The sequence below is a fragment of the Anaerostipes hadrus ATCC 29173 = JCM 17467 genome, assembly GCF_030296915.1.
In the GTDB taxonomy this organism is placed as follows: domain Bacteria; phylum Bacillota; class Clostridia; order Lachnospirales; family Lachnospiraceae; genus Anaerostipes; species Anaerostipes hadrus.
Map to the genome: position 1 here is coordinate 1,985,537 of NZ_AP028031.1, position 19,906 is coordinate 2,005,442.

Consider the following 19,906-nt stretch of genomic DNA (forward strand, 5'->3'; position numbering starts at 1 on the left):
AATATATTGTTCCATTACTATACAAAAAAAGAACCCTGATAACTAAATTACCAAGGTCCTTTCCATATTCCCGCAAAAAACTAAATCATATAATCTTAGCTTCTTGCTCTTTCTTCTAATAAAGCTTTTACTTCTGCTTCTGTTTCTAACTGCATTACTTCATCAACTAATGCTTTACATTCATCCATTGTCCACAGAGACATTACTTTTCTTGTAGCAAGGATTGCTGTAGCACTTACTGAGAATTCGTTTAATCCGAATCCTAATAATACTGGTACTAATAATGGATCGCTTGCTGCTTCTCCACACATACCTGCCATGATGTCTTCTTTGTTTGCAGCTGAGATGATATTTCTGATAGAACGAAGTACAGCTGGATTGTATGCAGAGTACAGATATGCAACATCTGGGTTACCTCTGTCGGCTGCCATTGTGTATCCAGTTAAATCGTTTGTACCGATACTGAAGAAGTCTGCTTCTTTTGCAAGAATGTCAGCAATTAAGCTTGCTGCTGCAGTTTCCATCATAACACCAACCTGGATATCTTTGTCGTATGCGATACCTTCTGCATCTAATTCCTGTTTCAGTTCTTCGATGATCGCTTTGACTGCACGAAGCTCGTCTACACATGTTACTAATGGTACCATGATACGAACTTTACCGAAGGCACTTGCACGTAATAATGCACGAAGCTGTGGTTTGTAAATATCTTCTTTTCTCTGTAAGCAGAAACGTACTGCTCTGAATCCTAAGAATGGATTCTCTTCTGTTGGAAGTCCAAGATATGGAAGTGCTTTATCCCCACCGATATCCAGTGTACGGATGATCACTGGTTTACCGTCAAGAGTTTCAGCTACTTTCTTGTATGCTTCAAACTGAGCTTCTTCTGATGGAATCGCATCGCTTTCCATGAATAAGAACTCAGATCTGAATAATCCAACACCTTCTCCATCACGCTCTAAGACACCTTCTGCTTCGTCTGGTCCACCGATGTTAGCAACCAGTTCCACAACGTGTCCGTCTGCTGTCTGGGATTTCTGTCCAACAAACTTCTGAAGGGCAGCTTTCTCTTCTAAGAATTTTGCTTTCTTAGCTTTATATTCTTCTACAACAGATGCTTCAGGATTGATGAATGCTTCTCCTGTTGATCCGTCAAGAACAACTTCATCTCCATCATTAACGATAGAAACGATGTTTTCGATACTAAGAACTGCTGGAATTTCCATAGATCTGCAGATGATCGCAGAGTGAGATGTCTTACCACCAATCTCTGTTAATACACCCTGAACGTTTGCAGGATTGATTCCTGCTGTCATAGATGGTGTTAAATCTTCTGCTACTAAGATTGTTCCTTCTGGAACTGCACTGATATCTACTTCTTCAATTCCAAGTAAGATCTTAATTAAACGAGTTTTGATGTCGCCTAAGTCAGATGCTCTCTGCTGTGTCAGTTCATCGTCTGCCATAGCGAAGATCTGTGCGAAGAAATCGCAAGCTTCTTCTACAGCAGCTTCTGCGTTGATCTTCTCTCCATCGATCTTAGCTTCGATCTGTTCTGAGATCGCTGGATCCTGGATCATCATGATATGACCTTCTAAGATCTCTGCTTCCTGCTCACCAGCAGTTACTTTCATGGATTCAACCATCTTCTGAGTCTTCTCAATGAAAACTTCAATTGCATCGCTTAAACGTTTTTTCTCTGCTTCTGTATCTTCGATAGACTGTTTTGTGTAATTAAGTTCTTCTTCCTTAATCTTAACGATCTTACCGATACCGATACCAGCAGATGCTCCTATACCTTTATACATGTTGCCACCCGTCCTTTATCAAATTATATGTTACACTCGTTATGAGCAGTGATTATTCACCTAACCCAGATTCAATCAGTTCTGTTGCATGTGCAAGAGCTGCTTCTTCGTCTGGACCTTCACATACTAATTCGATTTCAGAACCACATTTGATGCAAGCTCCGATGATGTTTAATAAGCTTTTAGCGTTGATTTTTTTATCTTCGAATACGATAGTTACGTCAGATTCGAATTTAGTTACAGCTTTCGCTAAAACTCCAGCTGGTCTCATGTGTAATCCCTGTTCGTTTTCAATGACAAATTTCTTTGATACCATAATTGTTTCTCCTTCTCACATATAAAATAATTTTAATTTATCTGGATCTTTAACTGGCTTATCTTTGTACTCATCTAAGTGCAATTTCTTAAAAAAGCATAAAAAAAGACCTACTTTAACAAATGTTCACACTTATTAAATAGGTCTTGCCTGCCTCACCAGTCACAATCCAAAATTCGATAATATTATAATATCAAATTTTGCCTTATAAGTCAACCTGGTTTTATGACTGATGCCCCATTTCTAAGATCAGTCTTTTGACATAAATGATCAGATACATCTTCTCATCTGCTGAAAGTTTGCAGTTGTAATGCTGCTCGATATGTTCCACGATCTTCTGACTGCACACATAGGCTTCTGGATACTTCTTCTGATTACGTTCATAAAATTCAACATCATCTTCTTCGTCTTCTTCTATCGGCCGTTTCTTTGATAAGATTTCCGTCTCAAGATATTGTAAATGTGTTGCAAATCTCTGATATGCTGGATGTTCCGTATCTAGCACGATTTCATAAAACTCCTGAATGATCGCCATGACTTCCTGTACAAAAGATGATTTGCCACTGAGGTCCAAGGTAAAAATCTTCTCAATCTTCGTCTTATCTAATTCGTCCCCGGTTTTCTTGCGAAATCCAATTCCTTTTCCCATCAAAATAACTTCTTTTCCGTTTGAATCAAATGTACTGACCACGTTATTGTTGATTACTTTTTGTATGATCACTTTCTCGCCTCCTAGATACTTCCAAGAATCTCTTTTGGAATGTATGCTTCTACGTAAATTCCATCATCTCTGTATTCTTCTTTCAAAAGCTGTCCGTGACTTCGGATCAGCTGGATCTTTCCTGCTTCCTGATATCCATACAGCTTTTCTAAATATAATTTCTGTTTTTGCAGTATTTTCTCAATCTGCTCTAACAACTGATCGGTTCCTTCACCATTTTTCCCAGAAATCCTTACCACCGCTTCTGCATTTGGATCTTTTAAGATTTCATCACCATTTAACAGATCGATCTTATTGAATGCTGTAATGATCGGTGATTCGTTAGCTCCTAACTGCTTTAATGTATCATAGACTGCTTCCATCTGTTTCTCTTTCTGCGGATTGGATGCATCAACTACATGCAGGATCAGATCACTGTATTTGGCTTCTTCTAATGTACTTTTAAATGCTTCGACCAGATGATGTGGAAGTTTGCGGATAAAACCGACCGTATCCGTCATAAGAATTGTCTGCCCGCCACTTAAATCTAAACTTTTTGTCGTTGGATCAAGGGTTGCAAACAACTGATCTTCTTCATAAACTCCTGCATTGGTAAAATGGTTTAATAGTGTTGACTTTCCTGCATTGGTATATCCAACGATACAAACCACTGGCAGGTGATTCTTCTGGCGTTGTTTTCTCTGGACTTCTCTGTGCTTTACAACATCTCTTAACTCTGCTTTTAATCTGGAGATTCTTGTACGGATCAGTCTTCGGTCCATCTCCAGTTTCTTCTCTCCCGGACCTCTGGTTCCGATTCCTCCACCTAATCTTGATAAAGCTCTTCCTTGTCCGGTAAGCTTGGATGCTCTGTATTTTAACTGGGCAAGTTCGACCTGGATCTTACCTTCTCTTGTAAATGCTCTCTTCGCAAAAATATCAAGAATGATCAGTGTTCGATCCATCACTTTGGTATCTAATGCTTCTTCTAAATTGCTGATCTGTGCTGGTGATAATTCGTCATCACAGACGATCCCTGTCGCATTAGTTCCGTATAACAAAGCATTGACTTCATCAATCTTACCTTTTCCGATATAAGTTCCTGGATGTGGTGTTTCTCTTACCTGGATCACCCTTGCTGCAACCTCGGCTCCTGCCGTTTTAACCAGTTCTTCTAACTCATCCAAAGATTCTTCTGCTTCTGTTGTGTCTTGATCAGCAACCGCAACCAAGATCACTTTCTCTATGATTTCTTTTTTGATTTCTTCCATAATATGTGTTCCTGTATCTATTTTCCTAATTTCCCTAATATCTGTTGGACTGCCATGTCAAATGCTTGCTTCTTCGCTGAATCCCTGCCCACCGTCTGATTCATCATTTGACTTTTTTCAATTCTTTCCTGATTCTCTTTATAATATTTGATCAGGTCCATTCCTATATATTCTTCACATGACCGACAGCTATTCTCCATCTCCTCTTGCGTAACTTCCCATGCATCTACAACTCTGTGATCATCCTTGCTGACTGCCAACATTAATGTTACGGGGTCCGTAAATGCATTCGTCTGTGCATAACCCATAGAGATCACTGATCCTCTCCCATATTGTCCTTTAAATACTTTGTATACTTCGGATGTGTATTTTGACCGTTGATTTTGTTTATAAGAATAACAAATAAATACTATTATACAAAATACAATTCCGATTCCTACAGCCAGAATTAACATTTTATTCTTGTATGATGTTTTTATAGAAACGAAAACATCATATTTCCTTTCTTTTTAATTTGTGATGCTAAGAATCATTATACAACGATTCTTTTTTTGTAGCAACCAGAAAGAAACCGGCTTTGCCATACTTTCTTATATCATAGAGAGTTCCATCGGAATTTCCTGCTATATTATGTTAAAAAAAGATATCAGCTGATCCTAAAACCAGCTGATATCTTTACCTTCTATATCTTCTATCAGAAATTATTCTATCCTCTTGTCTTACCACCCGCAACGTTAACCGTCACACCATGTACGTAAGAAGATCTCTTGCTTGCAAGATATACACACAGATCTGCAACTTCAGAAAGCTTTCCAGAACGTCCTAGTGGAATTGTGGATGTTTTGGAATATCCTGCTCTTAACTGTTCTACTGTGATCCCTCTTGTATAAGCCAGAGCTGTTTCATAACCGATCGTACGAAGTCCTGTAGCTTCCATGATTCCAGGTGCTACTCCGACAACGCGAACTCCCTGCTTTCCTAATTCTTTTGCCCATGATCTTGTTAAAGAGTTTACTGCATTCTTTGTAGCTGCGTAAACACTCTGTCCTTCGGATCCTTCCAGACCACTTTCAGAAGACATGTTGATAATGACACCTTCACCTTTTTCAACCAAGATCCTTCCAACTGCCTGCGCACAGAAGAAAACACCTTTTAGATTTACATTGCATACTTTATCCCATACTGCCTCATCTAATTCATATTGTCCTTTTGGATCCTTTGGATCAACTAACAGACGTGGAATATTGATTCCTGCATTATTCACTAGTACATCAATTGTTCCGAATGTTTCTATTGTTTTTGCTACCATAGCTTCAACATCAGAAACTTTTGTTACATCTGTTCTTACATATAATAACTGGCCTTCTTTTGCATCCATCTCTGGTGCATTCTCTGCCATATCAGAAATAACTACATTCGCCCCAATATTCAAAAACTCCTGCGCAACTGCCTTCCCGATTCCGGATGCTGCGCCTGTGACGATGACTGTCTTCCCTTCTAATTCTAACCAATCGTTATTCATCGTTATGATCTCCTTTTATAATTTTTCTTCTGCAACAGACTGCTCGTGTTGTGCCACATTCTCAAATGAATCCCATTTTGTGGAGAACAGTAATAAGAACAGTGTGTCGATCACTGACATCGCTGCCATTCTTGTGAAACTAACCTGATCATGGAAAATGTGTTCTCTTGTTGCTGTCAGCAAAACATGATCACATAACTCTGCAAGTGGCGATTTGGATTGATTGGTGATCGCAATTGTTGTTACACCATTATCTTTCACGATCTCTACCATCTTCACAAGTCTTTTGGATGCCCCAGAGGCAGAAATCGCAAAAAATACATCACCTTTTCTCAAAGTTCTGGAAAATGCTTCCTGACTCTCCCAAATTGTTGAACTAACTGCTTTCAATCCTAACTGATTGAACTTGTAAGATCCATCCAGTGCGATCGGGATCGTATCTCCCATCGCAGCGAATTCAATCAGATTGGCATGTATGATCAGATCCACGATCTCTCTTAATTCTTCTGGATTAAAATTGTGAAACGTCGCTTTGATCTCTTCCACTTTACTGATCATGATATTATTGAGTGATTTGTCCATCTGATCGATATCGATCTCGTTCGATATCACCTGTTCTTCCTGCTGTCGTTGTTCTCCGGCCAGCTTGATCTTCAACTGATGAAATCCCTTACACCCGATCTTCTTACAAAAACGGATGATCGTTGCCTGGCTCGCATCACAGTGAGATGCAAGTTCTGATACAGACATCTCGATCGCTTCGGATGGATGACTGATCAGATAATCGGCTACTTTCTTCTCTGCATCATATAAACTATCATATGTTGAAAAAATCTGGTCTCTAACTAAGATATCACTACTCATACTACTCCCTTCTAAATCTCAGGAGCATTCTGTATGAAATACCTTTCTGCCTCACCGCTCCATAAATTACCATTGCGTTCTACGATTGATTTTAATTCTCTGATATACTTATCATCGCTGTTTTCATCGAATTTGTCAACCTCTGTTAATGGAAATTTTTTGTGCGTATAGACAATTTTTTTACTTCCTTCAAGTTCTGGTAACGCCTTTGTTGTTTCAACCGCATGGTCAAGCCCTAATATATGTGTTGCGATCTTTGCAACATTGACTGTCTTGTTCTCGATCAGTTCAATGGATTGTTTCATATCTTCTGTATTTCCACCACTTGTTCCCACAAAATGTGTAGAATTATAATGAATATTATAGAAATTTACTCTGGATGAAAATTCTTGATCAGCAGGCCCTGAGAAGAAATTCAAACATCCATCGAATGCTAACATTTTCACTCCGTATGTTACCATTTCTTCATTTGGTGCAAAAATAAAGACATCATCAAATCCTTTTTCTGAATATTTACGTAGCTCTTTATTGACATCTACTATATCTCTCGTATTGACATATACAAGCTTTACACCATTCTTCTTTGCTTCTTCTACTGTGTATAATCTTGCTGCCATATCAATCTTCTTCTGTGTTCTTCCTGTGACAACCAATGTCTTTGGTTTCTTTGGTCCATGGATTGCAAAGTCGATCGCTAAAAATCCCATTGGCCCTGTTGCACCGAGAAGTGCGATCGCTCCACCTTCTTTAATTCCCATCACATGTTCATATGAATACATTTTCTTCATATGATACTGTGCATTAAATGCACCTACGACACATGACAGTGGTTCAACGAGAGATCCTTCAAAGAAGGAATCTCCGTTGTATTTTAATAGTGAACCATTTTCCATAACCTGATCAGAAAAAATGATCGTTGTGGCATCTCCTCCCATATGATGGAAAGAATATCCTGGGGCATAGCCTCTGATATCTCCAATGTTAGGCTGAATGACAAATTTGTCACCTTCCTGATACTGATCTTTCCATTTTTTACCGACCTTTTTGATCGTTCCACAAAATTCGTGTCCTAAAATGATTGGATTTTCACTGATATCATCTGGTACTTTTTTGTGTTTTTGTGCCTGGGTGATCGCTTTGTAACTGGACATACACAAACTGTCTGTTACAACCTCTGCCATAATTTCATCATCTTGCATCTCTGGCAGTTCAAATTCATCCAGTCTTAAATCCATTTCTCCGTAAAGTCTTACTGCCTTTGTTTTCATAACTCCCCCCTAACAAAATTTATTTTTTCACTTTTGTCTTATATGAAATTTTATTTTGTAATTTGATTATAGCCATAAACCTAAATTTCGTCAACTTATTTTTCGTAAAATTTTATTTTTTGTATAAAGTCATGATTTTTGCTTTCTATTTTTGTATATTTTGCACAATTTTCAATTGATCTTTTCTGTTTCTGCACAAAAAAAAGAAGGACTTTCGTCCTTCCTAACTCTTATCATGAAATTGTCACGAAATTATCGTGTCTCCAAAAATGTCAGCTCTTTCTTGCCATTTGCATCCTTTGGATAGGCTTTTACATAAGCTTTTGCATAACGATATGCTGTATCAAAATCAAACATGGATTCATACGCACTGATCCTAGCGAATAAAACTTCCTTCTTATTCTCAAGCTCCTTCTGTTTTAATGCTCTCTCGATCACTTTTAGCCCTTGTGTATACTTCTCCTGCTTTGCTAACACCGCATATTTTGTACAATAGATCTCTCCATCGTCTGGATGCTCTTTTATTCCCTGATCACATACATCTATTGCTTTGTTTAGCTTCTTCTGCTGGGCAAGGCAATATGCTTTCAAAGAATATGCCCTGCTTTCTCCATGATCGATCAGCTCATCATAGATCTCTATGGCTTTCCCATACTCTCCCATCTGATAAAGAGCCTCTCCTTCGTAGAATAAAACATCTTTCTTTTGCTTTGTGAAAATGAGAGTGAATTTCCCTGCTGCATGGTCAAATTGTTCGTATGCTTTCTGATATTCTTTCTTATCAAGATATGTAATTCCTTCGCTTGCTGTCATTCTTTGGCTGATATATCCAAATCCGCAAAAAGCAGCCAGTGCGATCAGGACAACTATAACTGCTGTAATGATTCCTTTTCCTTTACTGTTCATAATCTTTCTCCTGCTTTGCATTTTTAATTCTTCTGCCTCTTAGTATAACAAATTCTCTTTTCGCATACAAGCTAAGCCTTCCTATATCTTTCTTCCATTATTTTGTAATATAGAATCCAGAACTCTTTCGCTGTGTGATATTTCCACATTTATCGATAAATCTTGCATAGATACTCACTTTTTTGTTCTTCTTTTTATAGGTTATCTTATTCGCCGTTTTCCATCGATATTTGGATGCTTTTTTGCCTTTTGGCACGATCTTATATTGTGTCTTTGATTTCCCGCTGATTCCATAGGATGCTGAAAATACAAATTTGGCTGACTTTTTGATTTTTTTATTGTAAGACGTTTTTGTTGACGTTTTCAATGTCTTGATTCCTGATCTGTTAACCTTGATCTTCGTCTTTGTTGGTGCTTTTTTATCTACTGCGATTCCTGGAAGCTGCATCTCATCTATCCCTGCATCTGTGACAAACCTCACATAGACCCTGCCTATCATGCCGTCTTTGAGCGTTAATGTCGTACCGGTTTTGTATGGTACACTTCCTTTGGAAGTTCCTTTTTTCACAAATTTGTACTGAATCTGTTTTAGATTTGTGAAGCTTTTTGCCTGTGCTGAAATCCTGATCTTGATGTTTTTTCTCTCATAATGCTGATATGCTGCTGAGGCATCGGAACGAAGTGGTGTCATTTTCTTCTTTGTATTTGCCTGCACTGTAACTTTCTGCATCAAAGGGGTACGCTTCTGTTTCACTACATATCCCGCATGACTTGGTACATTACCACCTTTTTGTGCTGACACACTTAGATTCTTACCATCGGACGATACTACGATCGTTCCTTTATCTGATGTCTGATAAACATCCATTCCTGACAGATCACGAAGTACATTGCTCTCTGGTGTCTGATTTACATTTTTATATCCATTACTGATGATCGCAATACTTGCACCTGTTCGATCGATCAGATACTTATGATCCGAATCGTATACATAACGACCTTTCGGTTTATCCTGCAAACGAACATCCTGATATCCATGATGTGGCTGCTTTAATACCTGTGCACTTAAATCGTAACCTCTGGCTACAATCTTTTTGATCGTTTCCTGCTGTGCATCGCCTGTCATTAAAAATGAATTACTGCCATAAACAATCCTCGTCACTATCGAATATTTATTTACCTGTCTTGTATTTAAATTGGGGGCATCCTGTGCTCTTCCATATCTATAGGTATTATCTAACGGACCATAAAAGGTCATTACCGCTTCGCCTAATTTTACGGATGTTCCGGCCTGTGGCACAACATACTGGATATGCAATGATGCATCTTTGTATGAATTCCTCTTCTCTAGTTTCTTCTTGAATGTCTGATACGTCTGTGTATCAAATGCTGTCCATCGGGCTGTTTCTTCTGTTTGCTTTTCTTTATCTTCGCTGCTTTCCAGATATTCAAACTCCAATGGATTCCCATAAATCGTATCGATCGTAATATTCTTATCTTCTAGTATCTTCTTCATTCCACCGATATGATCTCCGTGTGGATGAGTTAGAACAACAAATTCCAGATGCTTTACTCCATGATCCAGCAAATACTGATGCACACGGTCTGATACATCGATCGTATCGTGATCTGTTGTCTCATAAGAATAAGCCCCAGAATCAATCAGAGCATACTTCGCGTTTTCTCCTTCTCCATATTGAAGCAAAGCTCCATCAGCGGCCCCCACATCGATAAAATGAACCTTAAATGTCTGTGCTGCATTAACTTTGATCGTTTGACCTCCCGATACGTGCAAAACAGTGATGCCTGTAAGCATCACTGTCAGCAGTACCGCTATGATCTTCTTTGTAAAATATTTCATACTTCCATCCTAGCGTTTTCTTTGTTATTTCTTAGTTACGTAAAATCCGTTTGTCTTCTTTGTTGTGATATTTCCAGATTTATCAATATATCTTACATATAAACGAACTTTTTTATTTCTTTTCTTATAAGTTACACTATTTGCTGTTTTCCATTTGTACTTGGAAGCTTTTTTTCCTCTTGGTACAAACTTATACTGTGTCATGGATTTTCCACTGGTTCCATAATTTGCACTAAACGTAAATTTGACAGACTTCTTGATTCGTTTACTGTAAGTGTTCTTTGCAGATGTTGACAGTGTTTTGATCCCTGACTTATTCGCTTTGATCTTCACACTGGTTGGTGCTTTCGTATCAACTGTAAATCCAGGAAGTTTGATCTCTGTTGATCCTAATGGTGTATTATATCTTACATAAAACCTTCCACAATTTCCATTTTTGACTGTATAGGAACTTCCTGTCTTATATGCTATGGTTTTATTATTCACACCTTTTGGCACAAACTTATATTCAATGCTTGTCAATTTTGTAAATCCTTGAGCTGCTCCTGAAAATCTTACAGTAATATTCTTCTTTTCATAACGATCATAAGTATTCGCAGCACCCACACTCGTTGCTGTCAATGGCTTTGTTGTGTTTGCTGTGATATTCATGGATTTCATCACTGGAGATGATGTTTCATCATCACTTTCTTTTCCTTTGACACTTGGCTGGTTATCTCCTTTCTCTGTCTGGATAGATAACTGTGAGCCATCTGATGTTATAATGATCGTTCCACGGTCTCCTGTCTCATAGACATCTAATTTTGATAAGTCTCTTAAGACTTTTGTATATGGAACACCACCTGTATTCATGTATCCATTACTGATGATCGCAATACTAGCCTGTGATGCATCGATCACTGTTTTATGATCAGAATACTGGTAGCCATTGGCTAACTCTTCTTCTGTGACATCCTGAAATCCATGATGTGGCTCCTTGAGCACCTGTGCTGTCAGATCATATCCCTTCGCGATGATCTTCTCGATCGTTTCTTTCTGAGCATCTCCGGTCATTAAGAAAGAGTTGCTTCCGTAAACGATCTTTGTAACGATAGAATATTTATTTTCCTGTCTTGTATTCAAATCAACCGTTCTACCATATTGATAATCATTCTCTAATGGACCATAGAATGTCATTTTTGCTTCTCCAAGACTAATTGTTTCTCCTGCAGTTGGCACTACATAATCTACTTTTAGATTTTCTTTCTCTGTTTTGTCTTCTGCTTCTTCGGCAAGTTTATTTCTTGCTTCTAAAGCAGCTTTAAAATTCTTGTATATTTTGGTATCAAATTCTGTCCAATTTGTTTCATCTGAAGACTGCTTGCTCTTATCCTCGCTGCTTTCCAAGTACTGAATATTCAGATCATTCCCATAAATCTTATCGATCTTGATCGTTGTATCAGAAAGAATCTTCTCCATACCTCCAATATGATCCTGATGAGGATGTGTCAGAAGTATAAATTCCAGATGTTTTACTCCCATCTTATTTAAATATTCATAGACTGGTGTCTTTGTGGTATCAATCGTCGTATCCTTTGTATTATGATACTGGTTTGCTCCTGTATCGATCAATGCATACTTTGCTTCTGTTCCTTCTCCATACTGTAATAACGCAGCATCTGCACATCCGACATCAATAAAATGAATCTTAAATGTCTGTGCTGCTTTTGCCGTATGCATTCCATGCCCAGTTACAACTGTTGTGCAGACCAATATCCATGCCAGAAAGCACACTGCAAGTTTCCTTATAATGTTCCTCATTTGTTACTCCCTTTCTTTGTTTTTCATCTTTATTCTTGATATTTCTTTTTATATCCGAATTTTAACACATTCTTAATATTTTTGCAATTTTTTTGAAATATTTTATCATCTCTTTTTACATGAATAAAGGAAGAGTTCCTTCTTTGGGAACTCTTCCTCTTAACTTATCATATTCAATATTATATTTCAAGACTCTGTATAAGACTATCTGATCTTATCTAAGTGCCAGATATCATCAACATATTCCTGAATTGTACGGTCAGATGAGAACTTGCCACATCCTGCTGTGTTGGTCATCGCCATCTTAGCCCATCCTTTTGTATCTCTATATGCTTCTTCTACTTTCTTCTGAGCTTCTGCATATGAACGGAAGTCTTTTAAGATGAAGTACATATCTGCCTGGCTTCCTGTATCACCAAATAACAGACTCTGGTACAGATCTTTGTAAAGTTCTGGATCACCATTTGCATATGTTCCATCTACTAACTGATCTAAGACTTCATGGATGTCTTTATCATTCTGGTAAATCTCATATGGATGATATCCACCGTTATTCTCATAATTGATAACTTCTTCTGAGCTCATACCGAAGATAAATGCATTCTCAGCTCCAACTTCATCAACGATCTCTACATTCGCTCCATCCATTGTTCCAAGTGTTGGTGCACCATTTAACATGAACTTCATGTTACCTGTTCCTGATGCTTCTTTGGATGCTGTTGAAATCTGTTCGCTGACATCTGCTGCCGCAAAGATCCATTCTGCATTAGATACACGATAATCTTCAATAAATACAACCTTTAACTTACCTTTAATGGATGCATCATTATTTACTTTATCAGCTACAGAGTTGATCAGTTTGATCGTCTGTTTTGCACGAAGGTATCCAGCTGCTGCCTTAGCACCAAAAATAAATGTTCTTGGATAGAACTTCATATTTGGATTCTTCTTTAACTGATTATACAGATACATCACATGTAAAATATTCATCAGCTGACGTTTGTATTCATGAAGTCGTTTTACCTGTACATCAAAGATGGATGTTGGATCAACTTCTACGCCATTGTGTTCTAAGATATATTTTGCAAGACGTTTTTTATTCTGCAGTTTGATATCCATAAATTCTTTCTGAGCTTTTGGATCATCCACATATTTCTTCAGTCCTGACATTAAAGAAAGGTCTGTTGCCCATGTGTCTGTTCCAAGTTTCTTTGTTACCCAATTTGCAAGTAATGGGTTTCCATGCATTAAGAAACGTCTCTGTGTGATTCCATTTGTCTTGTTGTTGAATTTCTCTGGCATCATCTGATAGAAATCTTTTAATTCCTGATTCTTTAAGATTTCTGTATGAAGTTTTGCAACACCATTGACAGAATATCCTGCTGCGATCGCCATATGTGCCATACGTACCTGTCCATCCCAAAGGATCGCCATCTTCTTGACTTTCTCTTCGTTTCCTGGATACATCTCACGGATCTTGTTTACGAAACGACGGTCGATTTCTTCTACGATCTGGTATACTCTAGGAAGTAATTTTGAGAATAAGTCGATTGGCCATTTCTCTAACGCTTCTGCCATAATCGTATGATTTGTGTATGCACAAGTCTTTGTTGTAACTTCCCATGCTTCATCCCATCCAAGACCTTCTTCATCCATTAAGATTCTCATAAGTTCTGCAACAGATACTGTTGGATGAGTATCGTTCATCTGGATCGTCATCTTCTCGTAAAGTTTTGTAATGTCATCGTGGTTTTTCTTATATTTGGCTACTGCTGCCTGTAAACTTGCAGATACAAAGAAATACTGCTGTTTTAAACGAAGCTCTTTTCCTTCGTAGTGATTATCGTTTGGATATAATACTTCTACGATGTTCTTTGCAAGGTTCTTCTGTTCTACTGCTTTGTCATATTCACCTTTATCAAAAGAATCCAGCTGGAAGTCAGTGATCGCTTCTGCATCCCAGATCCTTAATGTATTAACGATATGATTTCCATATCCTACGATCGGATAGTCAAATGGAACTGCCATAACTGACTGATAGTTCTCCTGAATGAAGTTGGTTCTTCCAGTTGCTTCATCATATTCTGTACGGATATTTCCACCGAAACGTACTTCTTTGGCATATTCCGGACGTTTTAATTCAAATGGATTTCCATTCTTTAACCATTCATCTGGTACTTCTATCTGATATCCGTCTTTGATCTTCTGTTTGAACATTCCGTATTGATAGCGGATTCCACATCCATAGGCTGCATATCCAAGTGTTGCCAATGAATCAAGGAAACATGCTGCTAATCTTCCAAGACCACCATTACCAAGTGCTGGGTCTGGTTCCTGGTCTTCAACGGCATTCAGATCTACGCCTAATTCATCGAGTGCTTCTTTCACTTCTCCATACATACTCATATTAATGAGGTTATTTCCAAGTGCTCTTCCCATCAGGAATTCCATGGACATATAATATAAAATCTTTGGGTCTTTCTCTTCGTAGGTCTTCTGAGTATCCATCCAGTCCTCAATGATCCACTCTTTTAGGGCATAAGCCACAGCCTGATAAATCTGCTGCTGGGATGCATTATTAAGCTCAACTCTGAACTGAGTCTTTAGATTATTGAGTACTTCCTGTTTAAACAGTTTCTTATCAAATCTTTCTGTTTTCATGATTGTCTCTTCCCCTTTCGTATTCCCAGTGTGTTATTAATTTTATCATATAAATTGGAAATATGATACAAAAATTACAAATATCATTTGTATTTTTTTTCGTAAGTTCTTCTATTTATACAAACTAGCTGCCACGCATAATTTTCCATATCCAATTTCATTGTTTGGATAGTCCAAAAATCCATTCATTTTCCTTGCACCTTTATGAAAATAAGCTTTGATCCGCTCTCCATACAAATAAGGATCATTTTTTCTTATGATCCCCCATTCCATCAAAAGAGCTGCCGCTCCTGTGACAAATGGCGTTGCCATTGACGTCCCGGACAAACTGTTTTCACCGCCTCCCGGTGCTGCTGCCAAAATTCCAACTCCAGGTGCCACAAGATCTGGTTTCTTTACACCATATCTTTGATCACCCCGCCCCGAAAAATCTGCATAGGACTGATATCTGACATCATACGCACCTGCTGAGATCACATTTTCTGCAGTTGATGGGATTGTTAAAGTAAACTCTTTATCTGGCTCTAAAAATCTAGTTTCCTGATTACTTCCTAAGGATACCGGAAGCCACATCTGATATTCCCCATTTCTGATATTTCGTGGAATCAATGTAAGATTCCATTGTCCACTCTCTATATGATTCCCTTCCTGCACAATAAAACTAAGGAATATTTCCTGCCTTACATTGTACGGTGTTGGATAACCATTGTATACAAACACGATCGTATTTTCATATGAATATTGTGACTTTCCCTGTTGATCTGTGATCTCATAAGATATTCCCGATGGAGATTCCAGCTGTATTCTTAACTCATCCACGAAATCTTTCCATATCTGGAGATTTAGATTCTGCTCAAATGGTGCAATATCCAATAAGATTTTTTGTTCTTCTTTGATCAGCTTTCCTTGTTTATGCTTTCCACTATTTCCCTCATTTCCTGTTCCAATGCAGATCGTACATTTCCATTGCTGTGCGATCTGTGATATAAATCTTTCTAACAAGGAATTTCCTCTGTGATCTCCATAATTATGTCCATAACTGATATTGACCGCAACCGGCCGTCCTGCCTGTGATGCTTCATTGATCACATATTGTAATGCTGTCATCAATTGTGTCGTCCTTGGGAAACCTTTTTCTCTCGTATCTCCCAATTTCACAACGATCAGTTCTGCCTCTGGTGCAACCCCGTTTATCCCGGCACAGATTGAAGCTACATGTGTTCCATGCCCAGATCGATCTCTGCTCCGAAAATCGTATCTTCCACTTTCTGAGTGCAATACTTTATTAATTTCTTCTTTTGTATAGAGATTTCCGTTAAGAAATGGTTTAGGCGGACTTCCTTTGACCGTTTGATCCCATAGTGCATAAATCTTAGTATCTCCATTTTCATCTATAAAATCCGGGTGAAAAATATCAATCCCTGTATCGATCACAGCGACAAAAACACCTCTTCCAGTCAATGAAAGAGGTGGATTCTTGACCGACAACATACAAGATGCGGCTATCGATGGCTGTCGACTTAATAATAGATTTTTCGGTTTTTCTATATAAATAACTTGTTCATTTGCCCCAAATGCTTCCAACTCGTCTTCTTTTATATAGGCGATCGCATAACCCATACTCAACGGTTCGATCCTCGTTGTGTCTGACCATCTGATCGTATCAAGTGTGCCTGCGTAGCGAAATATGATCTCCCACTGATCCGTTTCTTTATCGTATCCTGCATCTAAATCCTTGGACCTCTCCCGTTCTTCTTCGCTAAGATCCAGAGCAAGATTTAATTGATTTTCAAACTTTTCATCCTGTTCCATACGATACCTGCACACTTTTGTTTTTCTTATCTTATGCAAAATCTGTGGGGTTTATTCTCAGATTGCTCATATCTCTTTTTTGCAGTATTTCCATACGGATGCACAAATTCCGTAAACAGAAGATGCTGTCATGATTCCTGCCGCAACCGCCACTGCGATCAGCAATGTTTTTTGCCCATATAAGTAAAATAAATGCCACTGTTTTGCTAATACATAATTCATCGTATAGTATAAATTTCCACCTGGTACTAATGGAATGATTCCCGTGATCAAAAATACTGTTACAGGAGTCTTTAAGATCCTTGCCATTGTTTCTGCATAGATCGTCGCAACTGCGGCCGCTGCCAGGTTCGCCACAAATGTACTTGGCATCTCATTCCACACGATAAGGTAGGCGATCCATGATACCATCCCAGAAATCCCAGCCATACAAAGTTTCTTCCCTCGAAGGTTATAAAGTACTGCAAATCCAAAACTTCCAACAAAACTTGCCAGTACCTGTATGATCTCTGCTTTCATTTATAACACACCTCCTAAGAACATCAATGCCATAAAAGAACCTGCTGCAAGGAATACAGCTAACAATATCGATTCACAGACTCTTAAGATTCCTGACATCATGTCTCCACCGATCATATCCCGAAGTGCATTAACAAATGCAACTCCAGGAACCAACAGCATGATATTACCGATGATGATCTTTCCATAATCCTCCGTCAGTCCGAATTTTGCACTGATATATGCAAATGCTGCAACAAAAAATGATAATAGAAAGTTTAATACCATTTCGTTGGGTGCTAAGATCTTAATATATCTTGCAAGAACCGCGACAAATGCCCCTGCGATCATTGCTATGATCCCTTCTGTAATGCCACCTCCATAAAATGAAGTCCATGCTGCTGCAATGACCGCTGATGTAAGAACTTCCTCTGTAAAAACGACGACTTTTCCCTTTTTAATCTCTGAAATCTTTCGTTTTACTTCCTCTTCTTCCGGAAGTTCTTTGCACATATATCTTGATAACTGATTTAACTCATCCAGTTTGGTAAAGTCTGTCTTATATGACCTGATACGCTTTGTCTGCGTTAAGATTTCTCCTTTTTCATCTTCGATCGTTGTTACAATACTTGATGTGATAGAAAATACATTGGCTTCTTTTGCTCCATACGCCTTGCAGATTCTTGAAATCGTATCTTCTACCCTTGAAACACCTGCTCCTGACACTAGCATGCATTCTCCGATCTCCATTGCGTATTTTAATACTTTTTTCATTTCCATAACATCTATCTCCTGCTATCTATTGTATCGAAATTGACTGTATTGTAACACAAAAGAAACCCTTGTGCTATGATCACACAAGGATTTCATGTAAAATTCATGTTTTGTTTACATTTCTTCGAGATGAAAAGAAGATTAATGCTATTAATCATCAATCTTATGTGTCCAAGCAACCGCCAATGCACCTGCACCAATATGACATGCAACACTTAAAGATAACGGATCTTGCTGGAATTCCATTCCTGGAAATTCTGCCATCAGTTCTTCTTTCCATTTGAGCGCTGCCTCTTCATCTTTTGTATATGCAGACTGAAGATATGCGTGTTTACCAAAATCTCCATCTGGGAAACGCTCTTCTAACTCTTTTCTTACTGCTGCGATCATCTTTTTCTTTGCCTGTTTGACACCTCTTGTCTTCGCAAATGCATCCAGCTTCTCGCCATGGATCTGTAAAACTGGTTTGATTCCAAGCACTGTACCGATGGCTGCTCCTGCTGCTGTAACACGTCCGCCTTTCTTCAGATACTTTAACGTATCTACCATGATATAGATTCCAGAATCTAATTTGTCTGCTTCTAAGATGTCTTTGATCTCTTTGGCTGACTTTCCTTCTTCCGCTAATTTGGCCGCATCTAAGACAGACTGTCTCTGTGTGACAGAAATCCTCTGGTTATCTACAACCTGAACTTTTCCATCGTAATCATCTGCTAACATTGCCGCTGTCGCACAGGAACTGCTTAATCCACTAGACATCGCGATGTGCACGATCTCATCATGGTCTTCTAATAACTTCTCCCACAGATCCAACACATCTCCAGGTGCAGGCTGAGATGTTTTGATATCTTCATCTTCGTTTAGTTTCTGATAAAATTCATCCTGTGTTAATGTAATATCTTCAAAATATAATTCTTCGTTAATATAAAATGGCATTGGAATCACTGAGATTCCTAATTCTTTACCTTCTTTTTGAGTAATTCCGCTGTTACTATCTGTTACGATCGCAATCTTGCCCATTCTTCTAATCCCTTTCTTTAAATTTCCTATCAATATATCTATTTTTTGCCTTTACCTCACATCATAACAGAGATTCATAGATATCGTCAAAGGTTTTCCCCTCATATTTTGAAAAAATACATAACTATTTTGTGATTTCCTGCAAAAATCTTGCAATTGGAAATCCTACAACATTGTAGTAATCTCCTTCGATTCCTTTGATAAAGACAGCTGCTTTTCCTTGAATTCCATAAGACCCAGCCTTATCCATAGGTTCTCCAGTCTTGATATAATGATCGATCTGCTCATCACTGATCTCATAAAATGTAACTTTTGTTTCTTCATAAAATGTTTTTGTTTTTCCATCTTCGATGACGCAAACTCCTGTATACACTTCATGTGTCTGTCCACTTAACATCGTAAGCATTCTTTTTGCGTCCGCTTCGTCTGTCGGTTTCCCAAGAATCTGTCCCTGATATGCTACAACGGTATCTGCTCCCACGATCATACTTTGTTTCTCTGACTTCTTATATATGTCTTTTGCTTTGATCGATGCTAATTCCATAACTACTTCATTTGGCGCTGTTTTTGTTGTGATCTCTTGTGCATCGCTTGGCATAACATCAAATTTCAGATCGGCAAGTTCCAGGATTTCTTTTCTTCTTGGGGAAGCAGATGCTAATATAATATGTTTCATTTGTTTTATACCTCTTATTTTACTTAAGTTATCAAATTCTCCTGTGAATTACCCCTCCCATGCGGTACAGTAGTTCCTATGGAAGTGGCTTCTAACAGTCGTGACAGTTACCCATTCCTGACCAAAAGATTGGCTGTCCGTACCAATCA

Annotated in this window: 17 protein-coding genes; all 17 read right to left on the reverse strand. The window is 38.3% G+C overall.

Annotated features, from left to right (window positions below; translation table 11 throughout):
• Positions 1 to 95: 95 nt before the first annotated feature.
• Positions 96 to 1,808: a phosphoenolpyruvate--protein phosphotransferase gene (gene ptsP / locus QUE18_RS09585; protein ID WP_009204346.1), complete on the reverse strand. Its 1,713-nt coding sequence runs from the start codon at positions 1,806 to 1,808 to the stop codon at positions 96 to 98.
• A 52-nt stretch (positions 1,809 to 1,860) separates the two neighbouring features.
• Positions 1,861 to 2,124, reverse strand: coding sequence for an HPr family phosphocarrier protein (locus tag QUE18_RS09590; RefSeq protein ID WP_006568975.1), 264 nt, complete (start codon positions 2,122 to 2,124; stop codon positions 1,861 to 1,863).
• 223 nt (positions 2,125 to 2,347) lie between these two features.
• Positions 2,348 to 2,845 carry a CAT RNA binding domain-containing protein gene (locus QUE18_RS09595; protein ID WP_008392541.1) on the reverse strand — a complete coding sequence of 166 codons (498 nt, stop codon included), beginning with the start codon at positions 2,843 to 2,845 and terminating at the stop codon, positions 2,348 to 2,350.
• An 11-nt stretch (positions 2,846 to 2,856) separates the two neighbouring features.
• Entirely contained in the window at positions 2,857 to 4,095 is a 1,239-nt protein-coding gene (gene hflX / locus QUE18_RS09600; protein ID WP_009204345.1) for a GTPase HflX, read from the reverse strand.
• 17 nt (positions 4,096 to 4,112) lie between these two features.
• Positions 4,113 to 4,550: a hypothetical protein gene (locus QUE18_RS09605; RefSeq protein ID WP_009204344.1), complete on the reverse strand. Its 438-nt coding sequence runs from the start codon at positions 4,548 to 4,550 to the stop codon at positions 4,113 to 4,115.
• Positions 4,551 to 4,801: 251 nt separating this feature from the next.
• On the reverse strand, positions 4,802 to 5,617 hold the full coding sequence (locus tag QUE18_RS09610) for an SDR family oxidoreductase (protein ID WP_008392547.1): 816 nt from the start codon (positions 5,615 to 5,617) through the stop codon (positions 4,802 to 4,804).
• 15 nt (positions 5,618 to 5,632) lie between these two features.
• Positions 5,633 to 6,481, reverse strand: a complete 849-nt coding sequence (locus tag QUE18_RS09615) for a MurR/RpiR family transcriptional regulator (RefSeq protein ID WP_008392548.1) — start codon at positions 6,479 to 6,481, stop codon at positions 5,633 to 5,635.
• 11 nt (positions 6,482 to 6,492) lie between these two features.
• Positions 6,493 to 7,749: a zinc-binding dehydrogenase gene (locus QUE18_RS09620; RefSeq protein ID WP_009204343.1), complete on the reverse strand. Its 1,257-nt coding sequence runs from the start codon at positions 7,747 to 7,749 to the stop codon at positions 6,493 to 6,495.
• A 252-nt stretch (positions 7,750 to 8,001) separates the two neighbouring features.
• Positions 8,002 to 8,655, reverse strand: a complete 654-nt coding sequence (locus tag QUE18_RS09625; RefSeq protein WP_009265865.1) for a tetratricopeptide repeat protein — start codon at positions 8,653 to 8,655, stop codon at positions 8,002 to 8,004.
• A 97-nt stretch (positions 8,656 to 8,752) separates the two neighbouring features.
• Positions 8,753 to 10,516 carry a ComEC/Rec2 family competence protein gene (locus QUE18_RS09630; RefSeq protein ID WP_009204342.1) on the reverse strand — a complete coding sequence of 588 codons (1,764 nt, stop codon included), beginning with the start codon at positions 10,514 to 10,516 and terminating at the stop codon, positions 8,753 to 8,755.
• 24 nt (positions 10,517 to 10,540) lie between these two features.
• Positions 10,541 to 12,316 (reverse strand): ComEC/Rec2 family competence protein, encoded by a 1,776-nt coding sequence (locus tag QUE18_RS09635; RefSeq protein ID WP_009204341.1) that lies wholly within the window; start codon positions 12,314 to 12,316, stop codon positions 10,541 to 10,543.
• Positions 12,317 to 12,520: 204 nt separating this feature from the next.
• A complete protein-coding gene (locus tag QUE18_RS09640; RefSeq protein WP_009204340.1) occupies positions 12,521 to 14,977 on the reverse strand; it encodes a glycogen/starch/alpha-glucan phosphorylase in 2,457 nt (818 codons plus the stop codon).
• A gap of 111 nt (positions 14,978 to 15,088) precedes the next feature.
• The gene (locus tag QUE18_RS09645; protein ID WP_009204339.1) at positions 15,089 to 16,789 is read right to left on the reverse strand and encodes a S8 family peptidase; all 1,701 of its coding nucleotides are present in this window, start codon (positions 16,787 to 16,789) and stop codon (positions 15,089 to 15,091) included.
• A gap of 66 nt (positions 16,790 to 16,855) precedes the next feature.
• Positions 16,856 to 17,308: a threonine/serine exporter family protein gene (locus tag QUE18_RS09650; protein WP_009204338.1), complete on the reverse strand. Its 453-nt coding sequence runs from the start codon at positions 17,306 to 17,308 to the stop codon at positions 16,856 to 16,858.
• Positions 17,309 to 18,067 carry a threonine/serine exporter family protein gene (locus QUE18_RS09655; RefSeq protein ID WP_008392564.1) on the reverse strand — a complete coding sequence of 253 codons (759 nt, stop codon included), beginning with the start codon at positions 18,065 to 18,067 and terminating at the stop codon, positions 17,309 to 17,311.
• A gap of 144 nt (positions 18,068 to 18,211) precedes the next feature.
• Positions 18,212 to 19,081 (reverse strand): DegV family protein, encoded by an 870-nt coding sequence (locus tag QUE18_RS09660; RefSeq protein ID WP_008392565.1) that lies wholly within the window; start codon positions 19,079 to 19,081, stop codon positions 18,212 to 18,214.
• A 124-nt stretch (positions 19,082 to 19,205) separates the two neighbouring features.
• Positions 19,206 to 19,757 (reverse strand): Maf family protein, encoded by a 552-nt coding sequence (locus QUE18_RS09665; RefSeq protein ID WP_009204337.1) that lies wholly within the window; start codon positions 19,755 to 19,757, stop codon positions 19,206 to 19,208.
• Positions 19,758 to 19,906: the final 149 nt, after the last annotated feature.

Excerpts from the sequence above, each read along its gene's own strand:
- QUE18_RS09605 (WP_009204344.1), bottom strand. The coding sequence starts at position 4,550 with ATGTTAATTCTGGCTGTAGGAATCGGAATTGTATTTTGTATAATAGTA.
- QUE18_RS09640 (WP_009204340.1), bottom strand. The coding sequence starts at position 14,977 with ATGAAAACAGAAAGATTTGATAAGAAACTGTTTAAACAGGAAGTACTC.
- QUE18_RS09590 (WP_006568975.1), bottom strand. The coding sequence starts at position 2,124 with ATGGTATCAAAGAAATTTGTCATTGAAAACGAACAGGGATTACACATG.
- QUE18_RS09665 (WP_009204337.1), bottom strand. The coding sequence starts at position 19,757 with ATGAAACATATTATATTAGCATCTGCTTCCCCAAGAAGAAAAGAAATC.
- QUE18_RS09630 (WP_009204342.1), bottom strand. The coding sequence starts at position 10,516 with ATGAAATATTTTACAAAGAAGATCATAGCGGTACTGCTGACAGTGATG.
- hflX (WP_009204345.1), bottom strand. The coding sequence starts at position 4,095 with ATGGAAGAAATCAAAAAAGAAATCATAGAGAAAGTGATCTTGGTTGCG.
- QUE18_RS09660 (WP_008392565.1), bottom strand. The coding sequence starts at position 19,081 with ATGGGCAAGATTGCGATCGTAACAGATAGTAACAGCGGAATTACTCAA.
- QUE18_RS09625 (WP_009265865.1), bottom strand. The coding sequence starts at position 8,655 with ATGAACAGTAAAGGAAAAGGAATCATTACAGCAGTTATAGTTGTCCTG.
- QUE18_RS09620 (WP_009204343.1), bottom strand. The coding sequence starts at position 7,749 with ATGAAAACAAAGGCAGTAAGACTTTACGGAGAAATGGATTTAAGACTG.
- QUE18_RS09615 (WP_008392548.1), bottom strand. The coding sequence starts at position 6,481 with ATGAGTAGTGATATCTTAGTTAGAGACCAGATTTTTTCAACATATGAT.
- QUE18_RS09635 (WP_009204341.1), bottom strand. The coding sequence starts at position 12,316 with ATGAGGAACATTATAAGGAAACTTGCAGTGTGCTTTCTGGCATGGATA.
- QUE18_RS09650 (WP_009204338.1), bottom strand. The coding sequence starts at position 17,308 with ATGAAAGCAGAGATCATACAGGTACTGGCAAGTTTTGTTGGAAGTTTT.
- ptsP (WP_009204346.1), bottom strand. The coding sequence starts at position 1,808 with ATGTATAAAGGTATAGGAGCATCTGCTGGTATCGGTATCGGTAAGATC.
- QUE18_RS09610 (WP_008392547.1), bottom strand. The coding sequence starts at position 5,617 with ATGAATAACGATTGGTTAGAATTAGAAGGGAAGACAGTCATCGTCACA.
- QUE18_RS09655 (WP_008392564.1), bottom strand. The coding sequence starts at position 18,067 with ATGGAAATGAAAAAAGTATTAAAATACGCAATGGAGATCGGAGAATGC.
- QUE18_RS09645 (WP_009204339.1), bottom strand. The coding sequence starts at position 16,789 with ATGGAACAGGATGAAAAGTTTGAAAATCAATTAAATCTTGCTCTGGAT.